The organism is Arthrobacter saudimassiliensis, from assembly GCF_059090665.1.
In genome coordinates this window covers 1,439,882-1,458,188 of record NZ_JBNHFX010000001.1, presented here as the reverse complement: position 1 = coordinate 1,458,188, position 18,307 = coordinate 1,439,882, and the positions used below count along the sequence as shown (strand labels likewise).

21 protein-coding genes and 3 tRNA genes are annotated in these 18,307 nt (G+C 70.1%); 8 read left to right on the top strand and 16 right to left on the bottom strand.

Annotated features, from left to right (window positions below):
- Positions 1-1,020 carry a class II fructose-bisphosphate aldolase gene (fbaA, locus tag AC5RV6_RS06885; protein ID WP_494006524.1) on the bottom strand — a complete coding sequence of 340 codons (1,020 nt, stop codon included), beginning with the start codon at positions 1,018-1,020 and terminating at the stop codon, positions 1-3.
- 101 nt (positions 1,021-1,121) lie between these two features.
- Positions 1,122-1,832, bottom strand: a complete 711-nt coding sequence (locus AC5RV6_RS06880) for a TrmH family RNA methyltransferase (protein WP_494006523.1) — start codon at positions 1,830-1,832, stop codon at positions 1,122-1,124.
- 77 nt (positions 1,833-1,909) lie between these two features.
- On the opposite strand from AC5RV6_RS06880, the gene AC5RV6_RS06875 reads away from it, so the two are divergent.
- Positions 1,910-2,701: an HAD-IIA family hydrolase gene (locus tag AC5RV6_RS06875; RefSeq protein ID WP_494006522.1), complete on the top strand. Its 792-nt coding sequence runs from the start codon at positions 1,910-1,912 to the stop codon at positions 2,699-2,701.
- Here AC5RV6_RS06875 and AC5RV6_RS06870 read toward each other — a convergent pair.
- Positions 2,698-3,699, bottom strand: a complete 1,002-nt coding sequence (locus AC5RV6_RS06870) for an alpha/beta fold hydrolase (protein WP_494006521.1) — start codon at positions 3,697-3,699, stop codon at positions 2,698-2,700. The genes AC5RV6_RS06875 and AC5RV6_RS06870 overlap by 4 nt on opposite strands.
- Positions 3,700-3,754: 55 nt before the next feature.
- Entirely contained in the window at positions 3,755-4,324 is a 570-nt protein-coding gene (pyrE, locus tag AC5RV6_RS06865; protein WP_494006520.1) for an orotate phosphoribosyltransferase, read from the bottom strand.
- 156 nt (positions 4,325-4,480) lie between these two features.
- Here pyrE and nadE point away from each other — a divergent pair, with 156 nt between their 5' ends.
- From nadE to AC5RV6_RS06845, 4 genes are all read left to right on the top strand, one after another.
- Positions 4,481-5,308 carry an NAD(+) synthase gene (gene nadE / locus AC5RV6_RS06860; protein WP_494006519.1) on the top strand — a complete coding sequence of 276 codons (828 nt, stop codon included), beginning with the start codon at positions 4,481-4,483 and terminating at the stop codon, positions 5,306-5,308.
- An 84-nt stretch (positions 5,309-5,392) separates the two neighbouring features.
- Positions 5,393-6,196, top strand: a complete 804-nt coding sequence (locus tag AC5RV6_RS06855) for an exodeoxyribonuclease III (protein WP_494006518.1) — start codon at positions 5,393-5,395, stop codon at positions 6,194-6,196.
- 3 nt (positions 6,197-6,199) lie between these two features.
- Positions 6,200-7,054 carry a DUF8083 family protein gene (locus AC5RV6_RS06850; RefSeq protein WP_494006517.1) on the top strand — a complete coding sequence of 285 codons (855 nt, stop codon included), beginning with the start codon at positions 6,200-6,202 and terminating at the stop codon, positions 7,052-7,054.
- 99 nt (positions 7,055-7,153) lie between these two features.
- Positions 7,154-8,755 (top strand): HNH endonuclease, encoded by a 1,602-nt coding sequence (locus AC5RV6_RS06845; RefSeq protein ID WP_494006516.1) that lies wholly within the window; start codon positions 7,154-7,156, stop codon positions 8,753-8,755.
- Between the two features lie 64 nt (positions 8,756-8,819).
- Here AC5RV6_RS06845 and AC5RV6_RS06840 read toward each other — a convergent pair whose 3' ends face one another.
- The 9 genes from AC5RV6_RS06840 to AC5RV6_RS06800 all read right to left on the bottom strand — a co-directional run bounded on the left by AC5RV6_RS06840 (position 8,820) and on the right by AC5RV6_RS06800 (position 12,462).
- Complete coding sequence (locus tag AC5RV6_RS06840; protein ID WP_494006515.1) at positions 8,820-9,440, bottom strand: hypothetical protein; 621 nt, start codon at positions 9,438-9,440, stop codon at positions 8,820-8,822.
- Between the two features lie 61 nt (positions 9,441-9,501).
- Complete coding sequence (locus tag AC5RV6_RS06835; RefSeq protein WP_494006514.1) at positions 9,502-10,176, bottom strand: DUF6286 domain-containing protein; 675 nt, start codon at positions 10,174-10,176, stop codon at positions 9,502-9,504.
- Positions 10,173-10,559, bottom strand: coding sequence for a hypothetical protein (locus tag AC5RV6_RS06830; RefSeq protein WP_494006513.1), 387 nt, complete (start codon positions 10,557-10,559; stop codon positions 10,173-10,175). Before AC5RV6_RS06830 ends, AC5RV6_RS06835 begins: the two co-directional genes overlap by 4 nt.
- The gene (locus tag AC5RV6_RS06825; protein WP_494006512.1) at positions 10,556-10,747 is read right to left on the bottom strand and encodes a hypothetical protein; all 192 of its coding nucleotides are present in this window, start codon (positions 10,745-10,747) and stop codon (positions 10,556-10,558) included. The genes AC5RV6_RS06830 and AC5RV6_RS06825 overlap by 4 nt, the downstream gene beginning before the upstream one ends.
- Positions 10,748-10,832: 85 nt before the next feature.
- Positions 10,833-11,495 (bottom strand): Asp23/Gls24 family envelope stress response protein, encoded by a 663-nt coding sequence (locus tag AC5RV6_RS06820; RefSeq protein ID WP_494006511.1) that lies wholly within the window; start codon positions 11,493-11,495, stop codon positions 10,833-10,835.
- 55 nt (positions 11,496-11,550) lie between these two features.
- Positions 11,551-11,997: a pyridoxamine 5'-phosphate oxidase family protein gene (locus AC5RV6_RS06815; RefSeq protein ID WP_494006510.1), complete on the bottom strand. Its 447-nt coding sequence runs from the start codon at positions 11,995-11,997 to the stop codon at positions 11,551-11,553.
- Positions 11,998-12,126: 129 nt separating this feature from the next.
- A tRNA-Phe gene (locus AC5RV6_RS06810) sits at positions 12,127-12,202 on the bottom strand.
- 55 nt (positions 12,203-12,257) lie between these two features.
- Positions 12,258-12,331 (bottom strand) — tRNA-Asp (locus tag AC5RV6_RS06805).
- A 58-nt stretch (positions 12,332-12,389) separates the two neighbouring features.
- Positions 12,390-12,462 (bottom strand) — tRNA-Glu (locus tag AC5RV6_RS06800).
- 155 nt (positions 12,463-12,617) lie between these two features.
- Here AC5RV6_RS06800 and AC5RV6_RS06795 point away from each other — a divergent pair.
- Together AC5RV6_RS06795 and AC5RV6_RS06790 are read left to right on the top strand one after the other, a co-directional pair.
- A complete protein-coding gene (locus tag AC5RV6_RS06795) occupies positions 12,618-12,989 on the top strand; it encodes a metallopeptidase family protein (RefSeq protein WP_494006509.1) in 372 nt (123 codons plus the stop codon).
- Between the two features lie 13 nt (positions 12,990-13,002).
- Positions 13,003-13,935, top strand: a complete 933-nt coding sequence (locus tag AC5RV6_RS06790; RefSeq protein ID WP_494006508.1) for a cation diffusion facilitator family transporter — start codon at positions 13,003-13,005, stop codon at positions 13,933-13,935.
- 37 nt (positions 13,936-13,972) lie between these two features.
- On the opposite strand, the gene AC5RV6_RS06785 is transcribed toward AC5RV6_RS06790, so the two are convergent.
- Positions 13,973-14,977, bottom strand: coding sequence for a universal stress protein (locus tag AC5RV6_RS06785; protein ID WP_494006507.1), 1,005 nt, complete (start codon positions 14,975-14,977; stop codon positions 13,973-13,975).
- A 185-nt stretch (positions 14,978-15,162) separates the two neighbouring features.
- Positions 15,163-15,831 carry a copper resistance CopC family protein gene (locus AC5RV6_RS06780; protein ID WP_494006506.1) on the bottom strand — a complete coding sequence of 223 codons (669 nt, stop codon included), beginning with the start codon at positions 15,829-15,831 and terminating at the stop codon, positions 15,163-15,165.
- Positions 15,832-15,965: 134 nt separating this feature from the next.
- On the opposite strand from AC5RV6_RS06780, the gene AC5RV6_RS06775 reads away from it, so the two are divergent.
- On the top strand, positions 15,966-17,393 hold the full coding sequence (locus AC5RV6_RS06775; protein WP_494006505.1) for an NCS2 family permease: 1,428 nt from the start codon (positions 15,966-15,968) through the stop codon (positions 17,391-17,393).
- On the opposite strand, the gene AC5RV6_RS06770 is transcribed toward AC5RV6_RS06775, so the two are convergent.
- A complete protein-coding gene (locus AC5RV6_RS06770; protein ID WP_494006504.1) occupies positions 17,390-18,280 on the bottom strand; it encodes a spermidine synthase in 891 nt (296 codons plus the stop codon). The two genes, AC5RV6_RS06775 and AC5RV6_RS06770, sit on opposite strands and share 4 nt — an antisense overlap.
- Between the last annotated feature and the right edge of the window lie 27 nt (positions 18,281-18,307).

Genomic DNA, 18,307 nt, shown 5'->3' with positions numbered 1-18,307 from the left:
CTAGACGGCCTTTCCGGCGGATCCGAGGCGCTCGGCGGCCTCAACGACGCGGGCAGCCATCCCCTTTTCGGCGGAGGCGCCCCAGACACGCGGGTCGTACTGCTTCTTGTTGCCGACCTCGCCGTCGACCTTCAGGACGCCGTCGTAGTTGCGGAACATGTGGTCCGCGACCGGGCGGGTGTAGGCGTACTGGGTGTCGGTGTCGATGTTCATCTTGATCACGCCGTAGGACACGGCGTCGGCGATCTCCTGCGCGGAGGAGCCGGAGCCGCCGTGGAAGACCAGGTCGAACGGGCGCTCCTTGCCGATCCGCTGCCCGACGGCGTCCTGGATGTCCTTGAGGATCTCGGGGCGCAGCTTCACGCCGCCCGGCTTGTAGACGCCGTGCACGTTGCCGAAGGTCAGGGCGGTGATGTAGCGCCCCTCGCTGCCGTCGCCCAGGGCCTCGATGGTGGCCATCGCGTCCTGCTCGGTGGTGTAGAGCTTGTCGTTGATCGCGTTCTCCACGCCGTCCTCTTCACCGCCGACGGTGCCGATCTCCACCTCGAGGATCATCTTCGCGGCCGCGGTGCGGGCCAGCAGGTCCTTCGCGATGCGCAGGTTCTCCTCCAGGGTCTCGGCGGAGCCGTCCCACATGTGCGAGTTGAACAGCGGATCCTGGCCGCGCTTGACGGCCTCTTCGGAGGCGGCCAGCAGCGGCAGCACGAAGTCGTCCAGCTTGTCCTTGGGGCAGTGGTCGGTGTGCAGGGCGATGTTCACGTTGTAGCTCTTGGCCACTTCCTTCGCGTAGGCGGCGAACGCCAGCGAACCCGTGACCATGTTCTTGACCCCGGCGCCGGACCAGTAGGCGGCACCGCCGGTGGAGACCTGCACGATGCCGTCGGATCCGGCGTCGGCGAAGCCCTGCAGCGCGGCGTTGAGGGTCTGCGAGGAGGTGACGTTCACGGCCGGGTAGGCGAAACCGCCGGCCTTTGCCTTGTCGATCATCTCGGCATAGATCTCAGGGGTTGCAATAGGCATGCTGACTCCTCGTGGAAGGTCGGTATCCGGCGGGCGTGTGCCCTGAACAACTCCTCCCATCCTAGCCATATGTGACCTCCGCACAGCAGGGAGTGTTGCGCTCAGCCGCCGGTCTTCTGCCCGAACACGTGGCGGCGGACCCAGGCATGCATGGCGACGGCGGCCGCGGACCCGGCATTGATGGATCGGGTGGAGCCGAACTGCGCGATCGACAGGGTGGCCTCGGCCGCCGCGTGCACCTCCGGGCTGAGCCCGGGGCCCTCCTGGCCGAACACCAGGACGCAGTTCTCGGGCAGCTCATAGGTTTCCAGCGGCACCGAATCGGGGAAGTTGTCGATGCCGATCACGGTCAGGCCCTCGCTGCGGGCCCAGGCGGTGAACTCCTCCACGCTCGGGTGGTGGCGCACGTGCTGGTAGCGGTCGGTGACCATGGCCCCGCGCCGGTTCCACCGGCGTCGTCCGATGATGTGCACCTCCTTGGCCAGGAAGGCGTTGGCGGTGCGGACCACGGTGCCGATGTTGAAGTCGTGCTGCCAGTTTTCAATCGCCACGTGGAAGGGGTGCCGGCGGGTGTCCAGGTCGGCAACGATCGCGTCATGCTTCCAGTACCGGTACTGATCGGCCACGTTCCGGCTGTCGCCGGCCGCCAGCAGCTCCGGGTCCCAGTGCTCACCTTCGGGCCAGGGCCCCTCCCAGGGCCCCACCCCGACCGGTGCGGGCGGCGCGGCGGCGGCACCGGCGTCGGGCTCCGCGGGCGCGGCGGGTTCGGCTGCGGAAGCCGCAGGCTGGGGGGCAGGTGCACGTTCGGTCACCGTTCCAGCCTAAGCTGAGAAGCACCGGCGCAGCGCGCCGCTGTGAAGGCCAACACCTGTGGAGGAAAGGGTCGGACATGGGCGAAAACGAAGGCATCGAATGCTGGCTGACGGACATGGACGGCGTCCTGGTCCATGAGAATCATCCGATTCCGGGCGCCGCGGAACTCATTGAACGCTGGGTGGCGACCTCCAAGCGGTTCCTGGTCCTGACCAACAACTCCATCTACACGCCGCGTGACCTCGCGGCCCGGCTGCGGGCCAGCGGGCTGGAGGTCCCGGAGGAGAACCTGTGGACATCGGCGCTGGCCACCGCGGAGTTCCTGAAGGACCAGCTGGCCGGCTCCCCCACCCCCGGGCGTGCCTTCGTGGTCGGCGAGGCGGGGCTGACGACGGCGCTGCATGAGGCGGGCCTGATCCTCACCGACACCAACCCCGACTACGTGGTGCTCGGCGAGACCCGCACCTATTCGTTCGGCACCATCACCAAGGCCATCCGGCTGATCCTGGACGGCGCCCGCTTCATCTCCACGAACCCCGACGTCACCGGCCCGTCCGCGGAGGGGCCGCTGCCGGCCACCGGGGCCATCGCCGCGCTGATCACCGCCGCGACGAAGCGCGAGCCGTACGTCATCGGCAAGCCGAACCCGATGATGTTGCGTTCGGCGATGAAGAAGATCGACGCACACTCAGACACCACCGCGATGATCGGCGACCGGATGGACACCGACATCATCGCCGGCATCGAGGCGGGCCTGCGCACGGTCCTGGTGCTGACCGGCATCACGCAGCGCGAGGACGTGAACGCCTACTCGTTCCGGCCCACGCAGATCGTGGACTCGGTGGCGGACCTGATCCCGACGATCTAGTACACGACCTTCCGGCCGCCGCCGAGCGGGGCCGGGGAGAACCGGCGCAGCACCTCCGAGACCGTGCGCTGATAGATCCGCGGGTTCCACTGCGGGCTGGCGTGAGCGGGCCGGGCCCCCTCGGTGACGAGGTCGTTGCTGACCAGGTTCTGCGGAAACAGGTCCTTCCAGCGGTTGCGGGCCTCGGCGTAGTTCACCGTTTCGTCGTCCGGGTTGCCGATGAACGCCATCCGGGTCTCCCCCAGCCCGCCGTTGAACCGCAGCGGATCGAAGTGGTAGATGTACGAGGACTCCGACTGGATCAGCACGCTGGAGGGCGCGAGCGGAGACAGCTGCTCGAGGGTCTGGTCCAGCACGGTCTGCCAGGAGCGTTCATTGCGGTTCACGATCCGCTCGCCCAGCTCGTAGCCGCCGCGCAGCACGGTGGGAATCCGGTAGCCGGCGTCGTACAGGAAGACCACGCCCTCGAACATCCGCCGGTCCAGCACGTCCTGCCGGGTGCACGGGGAGGAGTCCAGCAGGATGAACTCCACCGTTACGCCGCGCTCGCGCAGGGCCGCGGCCACCTGCACGGCCAGCATCCCGCCGAAGCTGTGCCCGTAAAAGTAGACGCGACGCAGCTGGTGGTTGCGGATGTACCGGTAGACGGCAGCGGTGATCTCCGCCGGGTCCAGGCCGCGGTTGGAGTAGCCGACGGCGGCCATCCGGCCCCTGGCAGCCAGGGCCGGGCGCAGCGAGTTGACGATCCAGACCGCTTCCTCCCAGCTGGTCTTGTAGCCGGGAAAGAGGAACCAGCCGGCGGCGGGGAAGCGGCGCTCCGCGGCGTCGTCGCGCACCCGCAGGATCTCCATTTCGTCCCGCTGGCGCTGGATGAGCCGGGTGACGCCAAGGTCGGCGGCCAGGGCCGCGCCCAGCGCGGAGCCCGCGAGGAACTGCCGCCGGGAGAACCGCTTGAGGTCAGCGGCCCGGCGCAGGTACTCGGCTGGGTCGTGGGTCATGGCTTCCCCGTGCCGGGCCGCCGTCCGGCGGGAGGGTGCGTTGGCGGCTGCCGGGCTAGTCGAGCCCGAGTTCGTCCTTGCCGAACAGGGCCAGGTACGGCACGCCTGCTTCAGCTTCGATGCGTTCCTTGGCTCCGGTGTCCCGGTCCACGATGACCGCCACCGCGCGCACGTCGCCGCCGGCGTTCCGCACGCCCTCGACGGCGGTCAGCGCCGAGCCGCCGGTGGTGGAGGTGTCCTCCAGGACCACCACGGGACGGCCGGCGACGTCGGGGCCCTCCACCTGGCGGCCCATGCCGTAGGACTTCTGCGCCTTGCGGACCACGAACGCGTCCACGGCCCGTCCGGAGCGGTGCGCGGCGTGCATGACGGCGGTGCCCACCGGGTCCGCACCCATGGTCAGCCCGCCGGCGGCGGCGAAGTCGATCCCGGCGTCGTCGAGCATTTCGAGCATGGCCTCGCCGACCAGGGCCGAGGCTTCATGGTGCAGGGTGACCCGGCGCAGGTCGATGTAATAGTCGGCCTCCGCGCCGCTGGACAGGGTCACCTTTCCGCGGACCACGGCAAGGTCCCCGATCAGTTCCAGCAGGCGGGCGCGGGTGGCGGTACGGCTCGGCGTCGTCATGCTTCAATCCTAGCCGCGGCGGACCGGGCGGACCGGGCGGGGGCGCCTGTGTGACTGCCCCGCCGTCGTCGTCCGCGGTCCCCGTTGTCCCCCATGTTGTCCCTGCCGCGGAAATACTGCTCGGCAGCTGCGGGCCGGTTGGATAGGGTGGGCCACATGCGCGAACTACAAGCCGAAATCACAGCCGAAATGGGCGTCAGCCCCGAGATTGACGCCGCCGCGGAGGTCCGCCGCCGGGTGGAGTTCCTCAAGGAGTACCTGCTCGCCTCGCACACCAAGGGGTTTGTGCTGGGCATCAGCGGCGGGCTGGATTCGACGCTGGCCGGCAAGCTGGCCCAGCTGGCCGCCGAGGAGCTGCGGGAGGCGGGGCACGAGGCGGAGTTCGTGGCGCTGCGCCTGCCGTACCGGACCCAGCACGATGAGGACGACGCCCAGGCGGCGCTGGAATTCATCGGCCCCGACGTCTCCTGGGTCTACAACGTGGGCCCGGCGGTGGACGGCTTCGAGGATGCCTACCGCGAGATGGCCGGCGGGAAGATCAGCGACTTCAACAAGGGCAACATCAAGGCCCGGGTGCGCATGACCGCCCAGTACGCGGTGGCCGGTGAACGCAACCTGCTCGTCGTCGGCACCGACCACGGCGCGGAGTCCGTGACCGGTTTCTTCACCAAGTACGGTGACGGCGGCGCGGACATCCTGCCGCTTTTCGGCCTGGACAAGCGGCAGAACCGGCAGCTGCTCGCCGAGCTGGGCGCGCCGGAGCGGCTGGTGTCGAAGGCCCCGACCGCGGACCTGCTCGACGAGAACCCCGGCCAGACCGACGAGACCGAACTGGGCATCAGCTACGACCAGATCGACGACTACGTCGAGGGCCGCGAGGTGCCCGAAGAGGCCGCGGAGGCCATCGAGAAGCGGTTCCTGATGACCCGGCACAAGCGCACCGTCCCGGTCACCATCACCGACACCTGGTGGAAGCAGGCCTGACCCGCCCGCCGCATGCGGCAACACGGATTCGGCCGGGCGCAGCCGCCGTAGGAGTGCCCGGCCGAATTCGGTAACGTAGCAAGGGTGAAGATTGCTACCTGGAATGTGAACTCGATCCGTGCCCGCGCCGACCGGGTGGAGGCGTGGCTGCAACGATCCGACGTCGATGTGCTGGCCATCCAGGAAACCAAGGCGAAGGACGAGAACTTCCCCTGGGAGCTGTTCGAGAACAACGGCTACGAAGTGGCGCACTTCGGGCTCAGCCAGTGGAACGGCGTCGCCATCGCGTCCCGGGTGGGCCTGGACGACGTCGAGCGCACCTTCCCCAACCAGCCGCACTTCGGCAAGACCGAGGCGACCACGGCCGCGGAGGCCCGCGCCATCGGCGCGACCTGCGGCGGTGTGCGGGTCTGGAGCCTGTACGTGCCCAACGGCCGCGCCGTGGGGGATCCGCACATGCCGTACAAGCTGGAGTGGCTGAAGGTCCTCAAGGAGGAGGCCTCCGCCTGGGTGGCCGCCGATCCGTCGCTGAAGCTGGCGCTGATGGGTGACTGGAACATCGCCCCGCAGGACGAGGACGTCTGGGACATCGACTGGTTCCGCGCCCAGAACGCCACCCACATCACCGAGCCGGAACGCGCCGCGTTCCAGGCCTTCCTCGACGCCGGCTTCACCGACGTCGTGCGCCCCTACACCCCCGGTCCGGGCGTCTACACCTACTGGGACTACACCCAGCTGCGCTTCCCCAAGCGGCAGGGCATGCGCATCGACTTCGTGCTGGGCTCCCCGGCCCTGACCGAATCGGTCACCGGAGCGATGATCGACCGTGAGGAGCGCAAGGGCAAGGGCGCCTCCGACCACGCGCCGGTGATCGTGGAGCTGGACTAGCCGATGGCCGGCCCGCAGCCCGCAGCCGCGATCCGCACGTTTCCGTACGTCTCGCATCTGCGGGTCTACGAGCCGCTTGACGCGTTCGACGACGACCAGCAGCTGGCCATCCTCGAGCAGCGCTCCCGCGCCCGGCACGAGACCGAGGACCTGGAACGCACCTCGGCGATGCGACGGCTGGTGCGCACCGTCTCCGACCCCTTCCCGCACGGCGGCACCGACCTGGTGCGGGTGCTGAACCATCCCGGGCCCGACGGCGTGCCGCAGCGGCTGTACTGCCCCAACCAGCTGGCGGTGCGCACCTCGCTGGCCGCGGAGTCCCTGGGCGAGACGATCCGGGGGCCGCTGGTGGACGTGCTGGTCCCGGAAGTGGCGCGGCAGGCGCACGCGGACCGCATGGACCCGGACCGGTTCGCCGATTCCCTCGCGAAGCTGCACACCCGCTCCGCCACGTGGGGCGTGCCCTTCGGCTGGTTCGTGCTGCTGCACGAGGAGGACCACACCGAAGTGGTGGAGGACGACGGCCGGGTCCTGACGGTGCGGATCAGCGCCCCGATCCAGCAGGCCGTGCACCGTGCCCGGCAGACCGCCGCGGCGCTGGCCCTGGCGGCCCCGGAGCTGGACCTGCTCGACGAGCTGACCGAGCTGGCGACGTGGCTGGAGGTGTTCTCGCCCCGCGCCGTCGTCGAATTGGACTACGGCCCGGTGGCGGACCTGGTGTTCCCCGATGACTCGCCGTCCGATGTGCGGATGGGCATCGAGGCGCTGGCCGACGGTGACATGACCGGCGCTGCTGCGGCCTACCGGCGGCTGGCCGGACGGTGGATTCCGATCCGCCAGCTCGCGCGGGCGTCCTAGGCGCTGCGGGCGGATACCTGGGTTTCGGCCGTCAACCACTTATGTGGACAGGCTCCGGAACGAGCCGAAAGTGTCAGAGGCGGGGCATGGAATTGAGCCATGGAAAAGCCTTCCGAACGCCCTCCCGACGGCCCCGCCGGTGGCCCTCCCGGTGGCCCCGAGCCACCCGGACGCGGCGGAGTCCCCAACGCCTGGCCCGCTCCCGATATCCGTGACCTGCCGGGGCCCGTTGCGGCCTGCACCGGCGTGGCGGGAATGCTCGCCGCGGATGCCTCCGCCGTCACGCTGGACCAGTCCCTGGCCGGCCTCGCCGACCTGGCGCGGCTGGAAGCCTGGGCGGCTGCCCAGCAGATGCACCTGGTGTTCCGAACGTCGTGCAGCCTGCTCGAACATGTCCGCCGGGGCCGCCCTGCCCCGGAGGGTGAGGCCCCGGCACGCCGCAGCCAACTGGACGAAGCCGGCAGCCGGCTGACCGCTGAACGGCTCTGCGCCGCGGAGATCGGTGCGCTGCTCCGTGTCCCCGAGGTGACTGCGCTCGCCCTGGTCCGCGACGCCGAAGCCCTCCACGGAAGATGCACCGCGACGCTCCAGGCCCTCGAGGAGGGCCGCTTCAGCTTCCGGCACGCCCAGGTCCTGACCGAGTTCACCGGGGGGCTGGAGGCACCGGTCGCCCGGGAGCTGGAAGCCCGGCTGCTGCCTGCTGCCGAGGACAGGACGGTCGCCCAGTTTCGTCGCCTGGCCAGGCGGCTGAGGGAGGAAGCCGATCCGCGCACCGCCGAGCAGCGCCATCAGGAACGGCTGGCCAAGCGGGGCGTTTTCCTCGATCCGGCCCCGGACGGGATGTGCGTGCTCTCCGCCTATCTGGCAGCGGACCGGGGCACAGGGATCTTCGATGCCCTGACAGTCGCGGCCCGCGGAGAACAGCAGGCCGGAGACCCCCGCCTCCTGAACCAGCTCCGCGCGGACATTCTGGTCTCGCTGCTGTCGGGTACTCCTGCCCATGCTCCGGGGACTCCTGCCTCCGGCGTGCCAGGGACAGCCGCCTCCGGCGTCCCGGGCAGGCCGGATACCGCGGCCGGCGGTCTCCGGACCGAGGTGATGGTCCTGATCAACGCCGATACGCTGGCCGGGCTGGACGAGAACCCGGCGGAGCTGAACGGATACGGTCCCATCAGCGCGCAGACGGCCCGCAGGCTTGTTGCGGAGGCAGCCGGAATCACCGGACTCGCGCTGGACCGGTCGGGCGCTGTCGCTGACGTCCGACGACGCCGAAAAGTACCCGCCGAACTCAAGCGGTGGCTGCAGGCCAGAGACGGTACCTGCCGTTTCCCCGGCTGCAGCCGTTCGGCCAGAAGCTCGGAGATCGACCACACCCGTCCCTGGGCCGCCGGAGGGGCGACCGAAGAGGCGAACCTGGCGCATCTGTGCCGCAGCCACCACCGCCTCAAGACTCTGGGGTACTGGCGGGCGGCCCAGACAGGCGGCGGCACCATCAGGTGGACCAGCCCGGCGGGGCGCACCTACGACACAAGCCCCCAGCTCCGTCCTTCGCAATCTGTCGTCGATACGGTCGCTGCCCCGGGAAGGGGCTGGCCAGGGGTGGATGAAGCGCCGGGGGCGCAGGGAGAGCCGGCGGTGGATAAAGCGCCGACTGTAGATGAAGTGCGGGTGAACGAAGACCCAGCGGGCTGCCCCTTCTGACGAAACAAACCCAGCCGGGGCGCTTCCGGCGCCCGCGCCGACACGGCCGCGTGTTGCCCTGCTGTCAGCGGACGCGATCCTCGCGTCCGAGCCGGAAGCGCGAACCCGCCTCGATGCTGATCAAAACGGGTTGCCGGCTGCCGCCCAGGGTAAGGTCCAGCGCCTCCACCAAATGGGTTGCGTCGGCGGCCACGAGGTGCGGGGCCGCGCCCTGCCGTGGTTGGATCCGCACCTTGAGGGCGGTGCCGCCGCCCGGCACGCTCCACGTGCTGACTGCCGCGCCGACGATATCCGGGTCCTGCAGCAGCGCCTCACGCAGCGCCTGCTCGGCCACCGCACCGCTGATGCTCACCCGGCCCGGGGCCCCCTCGTCCACGCTGTACACAGAGACGAGAGTGCCTGTGCGGCCACGGCCCTGCAGCGACATCCAGACCGCCAGCAGCACGATGACGCCCAGCATCAGCAGCACCAGCAGGGCCCAGAGCCAGCTTGGCCCCTCACCCGGCAAGCTCGTCCCGGCAAAAACACGTTCCAGGCCTGACAGGGCATTTTCAGTCGCCCGGCGCCAGGCCTCTGCTGCGGCGCTGGACGTGCTGATCAGCACCAGCGCCGCTCCGGTCGCCAGCAGCAGGAGGCCCAGCAGGGCCAGCAGTGTCCGGTTCAGCGCCCGCGGAGTCTGATTCACGCTTTCCCCCTCCTCGCCTGTTCCGCCGCCGTGTGCCGTCCCGTTCCCGTGTGCCGTCCCGTCATTGCCCGATCGCTCCGATCGCTGCCACCTGCACGGTGACCTGGGGCTGGGGTTCCAGGTTCGTCAGCAGCAGCTCATCCTCCACGGCCCGGCGGATGGCGTCGGCGTCCACCGGAATTCCCGACGTCGGGCGGATGGCGACCTCGACGGTCCCGCGCCCGACCGTCACGAGGACCTGTTCCTGGCTGACCCCGGCCGTGATCCGGGCACGCCTCGCCAGCGATGCCGCCAGCACCTCCGCATCGACGACGACGGCGGCGCGCGGGTTGGGCAGCGCATAGCGGGCCCGGTGGCCCGGCAGCAGGCCCTGCAGCAGGAACCAGATTCCCAGGATCCCGGCGATCACTCCGACCAGTCCCACGACCAGCGGGTCGGCCGACGGCAGGTCCGCCAGCCACTGTCCGATGGCGGGCGGGTCCAGGAGCCACTCGTCCTGTCCCAGCGCCTGGAGCATCGCTTCAAGCAGCACGTACAGGCAGAACAACAGTCCCAGGACGGCGGCAACGATCGACGCCGCCGTTCGCGGCGAGTGCGTTTCCCGCCGGACGATGCGGGCCGTCAGCGCCGAAGTCTGCGCATCCAGAGCCGGGCCTTCAGGTCCGGCGGAAACCCCGGACTCTGCGGAGGGCCGGGACGCGGAATGATCAGCGGACGCGGGACGTGTCTCGGTCATCGGACCCGTGCTCCTTCCTGCACCCTGACGCCGGTAATGCGGATATCCACCCGGGAGACGATCGAACCGGTCAGCTCCGTGACCCGGCTCCGCAGGACGGGCTTGGCGGCGCGTGCCCGTTCCAGCACCGTCTGTCCGGGCCCGGCGAGGTCCGGGCGGCGGGCCAGCTTCTGCAGCGGCTGGACGGGCATCGGCAGGGAGATCGACAACGCCAGCAGGCCCCGGTCATCGGACCAGGCCACCCGGATCAGCTGCGGGGCCACTCCAAAGAACTCAGCGGCGGCAGCGGCCGCCGTACTCGACAAAGCCTGCGTGCTGATGCGGGTGTGGCCGGCCAGGGGCGGCAGGGTCACGGCGGCCCGCGGCGGAGCCACGGCGGTCATGACGAGGAGCGCCGTCCGGTCAGCGCGTCACGGACCACACGGAAGTCGACCTTCCCTTCGGCGGCACGGCCGAGCAGGGCGCCGACGGCCAGGAAGAGGGCCATCAGAAGGAAGCCGCGGAAGTCGAACACCAGGGCGGTGAAGGCCAGCACGGCGCCGGTCAGCATTCCCACAATCGTCGGGCTCATGGTTCGCCGCCTCACTTCCGCTTCGTTTCGGGCCACATGCGCTCCTGCCAATCTATCCCCCGGGCCCGTTCCTGACGGCATCGCGCTACCCGTCCTGCTCGACGGCGGTCGCCCCGGCGGGGCGCTCGGGCCGGGATTCGCTCGTGTCGGGCAGGTGCACGTCCGCCACCGTGACGTTGACCTCCACCACGCTCAGTCCGGCAATCTGCTCGACGGCGGCGTAGACCGCTGCCCGCACCTCATCCGCAACCCGGAGCAGGGACACTCCGTATACCGCGACGAGCGTGACATCGATCGCCGCCTCCGTTTCTCCCACCTCGGCGGAAACCCCCTGGGTGCCGCCCGAGCCGCCCACCGCTTCCCGGACCGCGCCCAGCGCCCGTGAGCCACCGGACCCGAGAGCGTGGACCCCGTCGACCGACCGGGCCGCGACGGCCGCCACCCGAGCGACGGCCTGCTCGCCGATGACCGTCCTGCCGCCGATGTCGTCCGGGCTGATGTCCAGCACAACATGGATGGGCGGGGCGGGGGCCGGCGTCGCGCCCGCAGGCGCGGCCGCCTCAACGGGCACGCCGGTTCCGCTTCCCGAAGTCCCGGCGGCGGAGGGGCCGGGGCGGCCCTGTGACCGGCCGGCCATGCCCTGGCCGGCGGCAGGCTGCCCTGCGGTGGCCTCGGGCCGGTTGGCTGCGGGCCCGGGCCGCCGGCCGGCATGGGGATCAGGGACGCTGGGGGTGCTTGGCTGGTCCATACGGCCAGCCTAGCCGTTGCGGCCCACGCTGGGCAGGGCGGTTGGGGCAGTACGGTCAGCGTCGGCCGACGCGCCGGCCGCTGATGGCCCGCGGGTCAATCCCGACGAAGACATCGCGGCGGCCGCCGCCCCACGGCTCCGCCATCCGGCGGCCCCACAGCTGGGTCAGCAGCAGCTCGTCGGCAACCCGGCCGGCCTGTCCGCTCACCAGGACGGACCACCCGGCCATCTGGTCGCTGTCATGCCCGTCGATCTGGAACGACGCGTTGCGCGGCACGGCCCCCGCCGCCCCGAGGAAGCCGTCCTCCGAGGTGCGGAAATAGACCGCGTTCGCGTGCACAACGTAGTTGACGGGGAACACCATGACCCGTCCATCGTCCAGGAACGCCACGCGTCCGGTGCTCCTGTCCCGCAGCAGCGACCAGCATTGGGCTTCGCTCAGGTCCTCGCTGGTGTGCGGGCGGGCGTTCTCCCACTCGTACTGCTCTTCGGCCGTCATCATTGACCTTCCCTTCGCTTGCCTCCACATGGTTCCCCATGGAGGCGGCGGGGAAAAGAGTGCGGGACGCAGCCCGGCCGGGCAGTATGGACAAAGAAAAACCCCGGACCCATGGGGTCCGGGGTTCCTAGCTGGTGGCTCCGACCGGCGTCGATCCGGTGACCTTTCGATTTTCAGTCGAACGCTCTACCAACTGAGCTACAGAGCCTTGGCATCATCAACGATGATCACCGAGATCTTCCAAATCGCTTCGGAAAACCGAGCGACCCTGACGGGACTTGAACCCGCGACCTCCGCCGTGACAGGGCGGCGCGCTAACCAACTGCGCTACAGGGCCTTGCTTTTCACGAGTGTCAACTCTACCAGACTTTCTCCGGTGTGATTACCACTCGTTGTACCCCCAACGGGATTCGAACCCGTGCCGCCGCCGTGAAAGGGCGGTGTCCTAGGCCGCTAGACGATGGGGGCCCGAACACACTGGACGATCCGGATCCGGGCTCGCACCCGTTCGTTTCGCTCCGTTGTGGACTCTAAAACTATAGAGGGTACTTTCGCGAATTCCAAAATCCATCCGCAAACCACACGTCCGATGCTTCAAGGCGGGCCCGCCTTAGAGTGGAAGCGTGCCCATAGAACTGGACGAAGACGCCTTCGAGGCCGCCGTCACCGACGCCCTGGACTCCATCCCGCCGGACCTGGCGCAGGCCATGGACAACGTGGCCGTCTTCATCGAAGACGAGTACGTCCCGGCACCGCATGAAGACCCGGAAACGGAACTGCTCGGCCTCTACGAAGGCACCCCGCTGACCGAGCGGGACGGCTGGTGGGACGCCGGGTCCCTGCCGGACCGGATCATCATCTTCCGCGGCCCGCTGCAGCGGCTCTGCGGGAGCCGCGAGGAGCTCGTTGCCGAAATCCGCATCACCGTCATCCACGAGGTCGCGCACCACTTCGGCATCGACGACGCCCGGCTTCATGAACTCGGCTGGGCCTAGCTAGCCTTAAGCCATGGGTGCTCACCACGGACACAACCACGGCCTGCCGGCGGCCGGAACCGCCACCGGCCGGCATCGCCGCCGCCTGCTGGCGGTCTTTGTCATCACCCTCTCCGTGGTGTTCATTCAGGTCGCCGGGGCGCTGCTGTCCGGCTCACTGGCGCTGCTGGCCGACGCCGGGCACATGCTGTCCGACGCAGCCGGCGTCTCGATCGCCCTCCTCGCCTCCTGGATCGCCACCCGGCCCGCCAACACCCGGCGCACCTACGGCTACCAGCGGGCGGAAGTCCTCGCGGCGCTGGCGAACTCGGTCATCCTGATCGTCATCGCCGTCGTCGTGTTCGTGGAAGCGGTCCGGCGGCTGGGTTCGGAGCCCGAGGTGGGCACCGGGCTGATGCTGACCGCCGCGATCGTCGGCGGGCTGGCGAACCTGGTCTCCCTGATGATCCTGCACTCCGGCCGGCGGGAGAGCCTGAATGTCCGCGGCGCCTATCTCGAGGTGCTCGGAGACCTGCTGGGCTCCGCCGCGGTGGTGGTGGCCGCCGTCGTCATCATGCTCACCGGCTGGCAGGCCGCCGACTCCTGGGCCTCGATCGTGATCGCGCTGATGATCCTGCCGCGCGCCTGGTCGCTGCTGAAGGAGGTCATCGACGTGCTGCTGCAGGCCACGCCGCAGGGCGTGGAGGTGGAAACCATCCGGGAACACATCATGCGGGTGCCCGGTGTGGTGGATGCGCATGACATCCACATCTGGACCATGACCTCCGGCATGCCTGTCTTCTCCGCGCACGTGGTGGTCGATGAGGACCTGCTGCACGCCGACGGACTGGACCGGGTGCTGGACCGGCTCACCGGCTGCCTGAGCAGCCACTTCGACACCGAGCACAGCACGTTCCAGATCGAGCCGCTCCGGCACGCCAGCCACGAAGGCCACCAGCACGCCTGAGCACGGCCGGTTGAGCGCGGATTCCTCCGCGCCGCACCTACTCGTCCATCATGGAGCCGAACGTGGCCCGGTCCTCCAGCCGCGGGTCGTGCCGGTCGGGAACGACCAGCACCGGGCCGCGGGCGTGGTGGAGCACGTTCTGGCTGGTGGAGCCCAGCAGCATTCCGGCGAAGCCGCCGCGGCCGCGGGTGCCCAGCACCATCAGCTCAACGGCGCCGGACCGCTGGATCAGCACCTCGGAGGGCACGCCGTCGACCAGTTCGACGGTCATCTCCACGTCCGGGAAGTGGCTCTTCAGCCAGGCCCGCCCCGCACGCAGCGACGCGTTGATGTCCGCATGCAGCGCCTCCACGTCCATGGGCGCGGGCACCCAGGCCAGCGAACCGCTCAGCGGCGCCAGCGCACAGAGGATATGCAGGGGCAGGCCCATCCGCCGGGCCTCCTCGGCCGCGGCCAGGGACGCCGCGCGGCCCTGCTCGGAACCGTCGACGCCGACCAGCACCACCTGCTCCACGTCCCGCGGGTCGGTGGACCCGGGAGGGGCGGCGACGCCGCAGTCCTGCAGCCGCCCCGCCGTCCGGAGCGGGATCACGACCGTGGGGCACTTGGCATGCGCGGGCAGGGCACTGGACACCGAGCCCAGCAGCCGGCCCACGAAGCCCCCGCGCCCGCGCGAGCCCACGACCATCAGCTCCGCCTCCTCGGAGAGCTCCAGCAGCACGGCGGAGGCGTCACCGGTCTCCAGCCGCGGCACCACCTCGATGCCGTAGGAGGAAACCCTGTCGACCGCGGCGTCGAGCACCTTCTGCGCGCCCTCGCGGACCACCTCGTCATCGAAGGTGGTGTAGCCGGCGTCCATGGAGGAGGCGGCGAAAATCGGAATCGTGTAGGCCGTCACGATGTGCAGCGGCGTCCGACGGCGCTGCGCCTCCCGGGCGGCCCACACCAGCGCGCAGATGCTTTGGTCGGAGCCGTCGACCCCCACAACGATGCCGGCCGGTTCAAGTTCACCGGCGTGGTCTTCCCAGCGTTCCTGGCCCATCGTTCCTGCCTCCCGCCATCGGGTCCGGTCCGCGCTGCGCGGCCTGCATGTTCAGCGTACTCCCGAACCCGGGGCCGGTTCCGGGACTGTTACAAAGCCGGAATGCCCCGGCTGGCACCGCCGGACACCGCCGCCGGCCGGACACCGCCGCCGGCCGGATACCGCCGGTCAGCTGATGCCCCCGGTCAGCTGCCGCCGGGTCCGCGGACCCGGCTGCGGACCAGCAATGCGAGAACCACCAGGCCTGCCGCCACGACCACACCGATCATCCCGAGGATCCAGACGCCGGACCCGGCACCCGGGTTCTCCTCGGCGACGCCGTCCTCCCCGCCGTCCTCGGCCACACCGTCCTCCCCGCCGTCCTCGGCGACCCCGCCGTCGGCCGCCCCGTCCCCGGGCGCCGAGGGCAGCGCCGTTGCGCCGGGGCCCGACGTCGCGCCGGAGCCCACCGTGAAGCCGAAACCGCCCTCGATCGGGTGGGCGTCGGAGGAAACCACGCGCCACTGAACCGTATATTCCCCATCAGGCATACCCGTTCGCAGCCGCTGCGTGGCCACGTTGTTCAGCACCTCGACGTCGCCGTCGGCCCACTCGGCGCCGTCGGGCCCGGTGACCCGCACCTGTGAGCCGATGGCCGCCGGGTTGTTGCTGAAGGTCAGCTCCACCCGGTCCGGCGCCTCGGCCAGGACCGCACCGTCCGCAGGGGCGCTGCCGGTCAGCTCATCGTGGGCCTGAGCGGCAGGCGCACCGGCAAGGCCAGTGAACAGCACCGCCGCCAGGAGCATCAGAAGCGCCGCCCACGGCCGGGCGGACGAAACAGCGGGGACACGGGTGCGGGACGCTTTGTTACTCACCCGGCCAGCCTAACCGGCGGGCGAACTGCCGCGAGGCGTCATTCTGCAGGCCCGGGCAGGGCGCCGGGTTTAAGATCGAAAAGGCGAAGTAGTGTCCCGCCGCGCCCATCTGACGAATGCCAAGAGGAAGCACCATGCTCAAACAGGGTTCCAAACTGGACCGATACTTCGAGATATCCAAGCGGGGCTCCTCAGTCTCCACCGAAATCCGCGGCGGCCTGGCCACCTTCTTCGCCATGAGCTACATCGTGGTCCTGAACCCGCTGATCCTCGGCGGCGAGGACTCGTTGGGCAACACCATGCCCGGCCCCGCCATCGCCGCCGCCACTGCCCTCGTGGCCGGCGTGCTGACCATCATCATGGGCGTCTGGGCCAAGCACCCGTTCGCAATCGCCACCGGACTCGGCGTCAACGCCTTCGTCGCCGTGACCGCTGCCGCAAACGACGGGCTGACCTGGCCCGACGTGATGGGCCTGGTGGTCGTCGCCGGCCTGGCCATGGTGATCCTGGTCCTCACCGGCTTCCGCACCGCTGTTTTCCGTGCGGTCCCGGCGAGCCTGAAGATGGCCATCGTGGTGGGCATCGGCCTGTTCGTCACCATCGTCGGCCTGGTCAACGCAGGCTTCGTGCGCCGGATGCCCGACGCCGCCAACTCCACCGTGCCGGTCCAGCTGGGCATCAACGGCGACCTGATCGGCTGGCCCACCGTGGTCTTCCTCTTCGGCCTGCTGCTGACCATCGTGCTGATGTCCCGCAAGGTCCGCGGCGCCATCCTCATCGGCATCGTTGCCGCCACCGGGCTGTCCCTGGCCATCGAAGCCCTCTTCCACCCGGGGGCGCAGGGCGCCGGCGTGGCCACCGGCTGGTCGCTGGTCACCCCGAGCCTGCCGGACTGGACCTGGCCGGACCTGTCCCTGATCGGCCAGGCCAACGTGTTCGGAGCGTTCCAGACGCTCGGCGGCGTCGCCGCGTCGCTGCTGGCCTTCGTGATCCTGCTGAGCATCTTCTTCGACGCGATGGGCACCATGGTGGGCCTGGCCACCGAAGCCGGGTCCATCGACAAGGACGGCAACATCCCCAACGTGGAGCGTGTGCTGCTGGTTGATGCCGCGGGTGCGGTGGCCGGCGGCGGCTCCGGCGTCTCCTCCAACCAGATCTTCGTGGAGTCCGGCACCGGCATCGGTGAGGGCGCCCGGACCGGCCTGGCCTCCGTGGTCACCGGCCTGCTGTTCATCGCGGCGATGTTCCTGACGCCGCTGATCTACCTGGTGCCGTTCGAAGCCGTGGCCCCCGCCCTGGTGGTCGTCGGCTACCTGATGTTCACGCAGGTCTCGAAGATCGAGTGGGGCGACATCGGGCTGGCCATTCCCGCGTTCCTGACCATCACGGTCATGCCGTTCACCTACTCCATTGCCAACGGCCTCGGCGCCGGCTTCATCGCCTACGTCGTGATCCGCACCGCCCAGGGCCGGGCGCGGGAGATCCACCCGCTGATGTGGATCGTCGCCGCGGCCTTCGTGGTGTTCTTCTCCGCGGGTGCGATCACCGAGCTGCTCGCCTAGGCGTCTTCCCCGCTGCTGCTGCGCGGTGCCGCTTCGGCGTCGCGCAGCACAGCGGCACCTGCCGCGAAGCGGCGCACCTGCGCGTCGTCCCACAGCTGCGCCGGCACCCCGCCGCCCAGCAGGGTGCGGGGCAGCCCCGGCGCCAGCGCGAACGGCCGGTCGCTGCCGGCCAGGATGATGTTTCCGCGCCGCCGGCCCTTGAGCATGGCCGGATCCGCGATGGCCGCCGTGTAGCGGAACGCCGCGCCGATCGTCGCCGCCTCCCGCCGCGCCGTGCGCAGCTGCGGCCCGTCGCCGCAGTTCACGACGTAGATCCCGCCGACGTCGAGGACCCTGGACGCCTGCGCCGTGAACTCCCCGGTGGTCAGCGGCACCGGCGTCCGGTCCCCGGCGAACACGTCCCGGATGATCAGGTCCCGGGTGTTGTCCGTGAGGGATTCCGTCACTTCGCGGGCCTCCCCCACCCGCAGCCGCAGCAGCGGGGCACGCGGCAGATCGAACCAGCCGCGCACCAGCTCCGCCAGCCGGCCGTCCAGCTCGACCACGACCTGCCGGGCGTTCGGATAGGTGGCAGCGAAAGCCCGGGCCAGCGAGCAGGCCCCGCCGCCCAGGTGCAGGGCGCGCAGCCGGGTGTCCGGCGGCCATTCCGACTCCACCAGGGCGGCGATCCAGCGCATGTACTCGAACTCGAGCAGCTTCGGGGCGGACAGGTCGATGTGCGAGCTGTGGACGCCGTTGATCATCAGCACCCAGCCGTTGGTGTTGAACCGGTCCGGCACCAGCTCGCAGGTGCCGGTGTCGATCTCATAGGTTCCGGCGACCGGCCCGGACTGCGGCTCCGCAGCCGGTTCCTGCCGACCGGACCGCCCCGTGCGCTGCCGGCCCATCAGCGCCGCCCCGCCTCGGCGGCAACG

What these genes read in the sequence shown, in the direction of transcription:
- fbaA (WP_494006524.1), bottom strand. Translation starts at nt 1,020, where the DNA reads ATGCCTATTGCAACCCCTGAGATCTATGCCGAGATGATCGACAAGGCA.
- AC5RV6_RS06875 (WP_494006522.1), top strand. Translation starts at nt 1,910, where the DNA reads ATGGGCGAAAACGAAGGCATCGAATGCTGGCTGACGGACATGGACGGC.
- AC5RV6_RS06870 (WP_494006521.1), bottom strand. Translation starts at nt 3,699, where the DNA reads ATGACCCACGACCCAGCCGAGTACCTGCGCCGGGCCGCTGACCTCAAG.
- pyrE (WP_494006520.1), bottom strand. Translation starts at nt 4,324, where the DNA reads ATGACGACGCCGAGCCGTACCGCCACCCGCGCCCGCCTGCTGGAACTG.
- nadE (WP_494006519.1), top strand. Translation starts at nt 4,481, where the DNA reads ATGCGCGAACTACAAGCCGAAATCACAGCCGAAATGGGCGTCAGCCCC.
- AC5RV6_RS06850 (WP_494006517.1), top strand. Translation starts at nt 6,200, where the DNA reads ATGGCCGGCCCGCAGCCCGCAGCCGCGATCCGCACGTTTCCGTACGTC.
- AC5RV6_RS06845 (WP_494006516.1), top strand. Translation starts at nt 7,154, where the DNA reads ATGGAAAAGCCTTCCGAACGCCCTCCCGACGGCCCCGCCGGTGGCCCT.
- AC5RV6_RS06835 (WP_494006514.1), bottom strand. Translation starts at nt 10,176, where the DNA reads ATGACCGAGACACGTCCCGCGTCCGCTGATCATTCCGCGTCCCGGCCC.
- AC5RV6_RS06830 (WP_494006513.1), bottom strand. Translation starts at nt 10,559, where the DNA reads ATGACCGCCGTGGCTCCGCCGCGGGCCGCCGTGACCCTGCCGCCCCTG.
- AC5RV6_RS06825 (WP_494006512.1), bottom strand. Translation starts at nt 10,747, where the DNA reads ATGAGCCCGACGATTGTGGGAATGCTGACCGGCGCCGTGCTGGCCTTC.
- AC5RV6_RS06820 (WP_494006511.1), bottom strand. Translation starts at nt 11,495, where the DNA reads ATGGACCAGCCAAGCACCCCCAGCGTCCCTGATCCCCATGCCGGCCGG.
- AC5RV6_RS06815 (WP_494006510.1), bottom strand. Translation starts at nt 11,997, where the DNA reads ATGATGACGGCCGAAGAGCAGTACGAGTGGGAGAACGCCCGCCCGCAC.
- AC5RV6_RS06790 (WP_494006508.1), top strand. Translation starts at nt 13,003, where the DNA reads ATGGGTGCTCACCACGGACACAACCACGGCCTGCCGGCGGCCGGAACC.
- AC5RV6_RS06785 (WP_494006507.1), bottom strand. Translation starts at nt 14,977, where the DNA reads ATGGGCCAGGAACGCTGGGAAGACCACGCCGGTGAACTTGAACCGGCC.
- AC5RV6_RS06775 (WP_494006505.1), top strand. Translation starts at nt 15,966, where the DNA reads ATGCTCAAACAGGGTTCCAAACTGGACCGATACTTCGAGATATCCAAG.
- AC5RV6_RS06770 (WP_494006504.1), bottom strand. Translation starts at nt 18,280, where the DNA reads ATGGGCCGGCAGCGCACGGGGCGGTCCGGTCGGCAGGAACCGGCTGCG.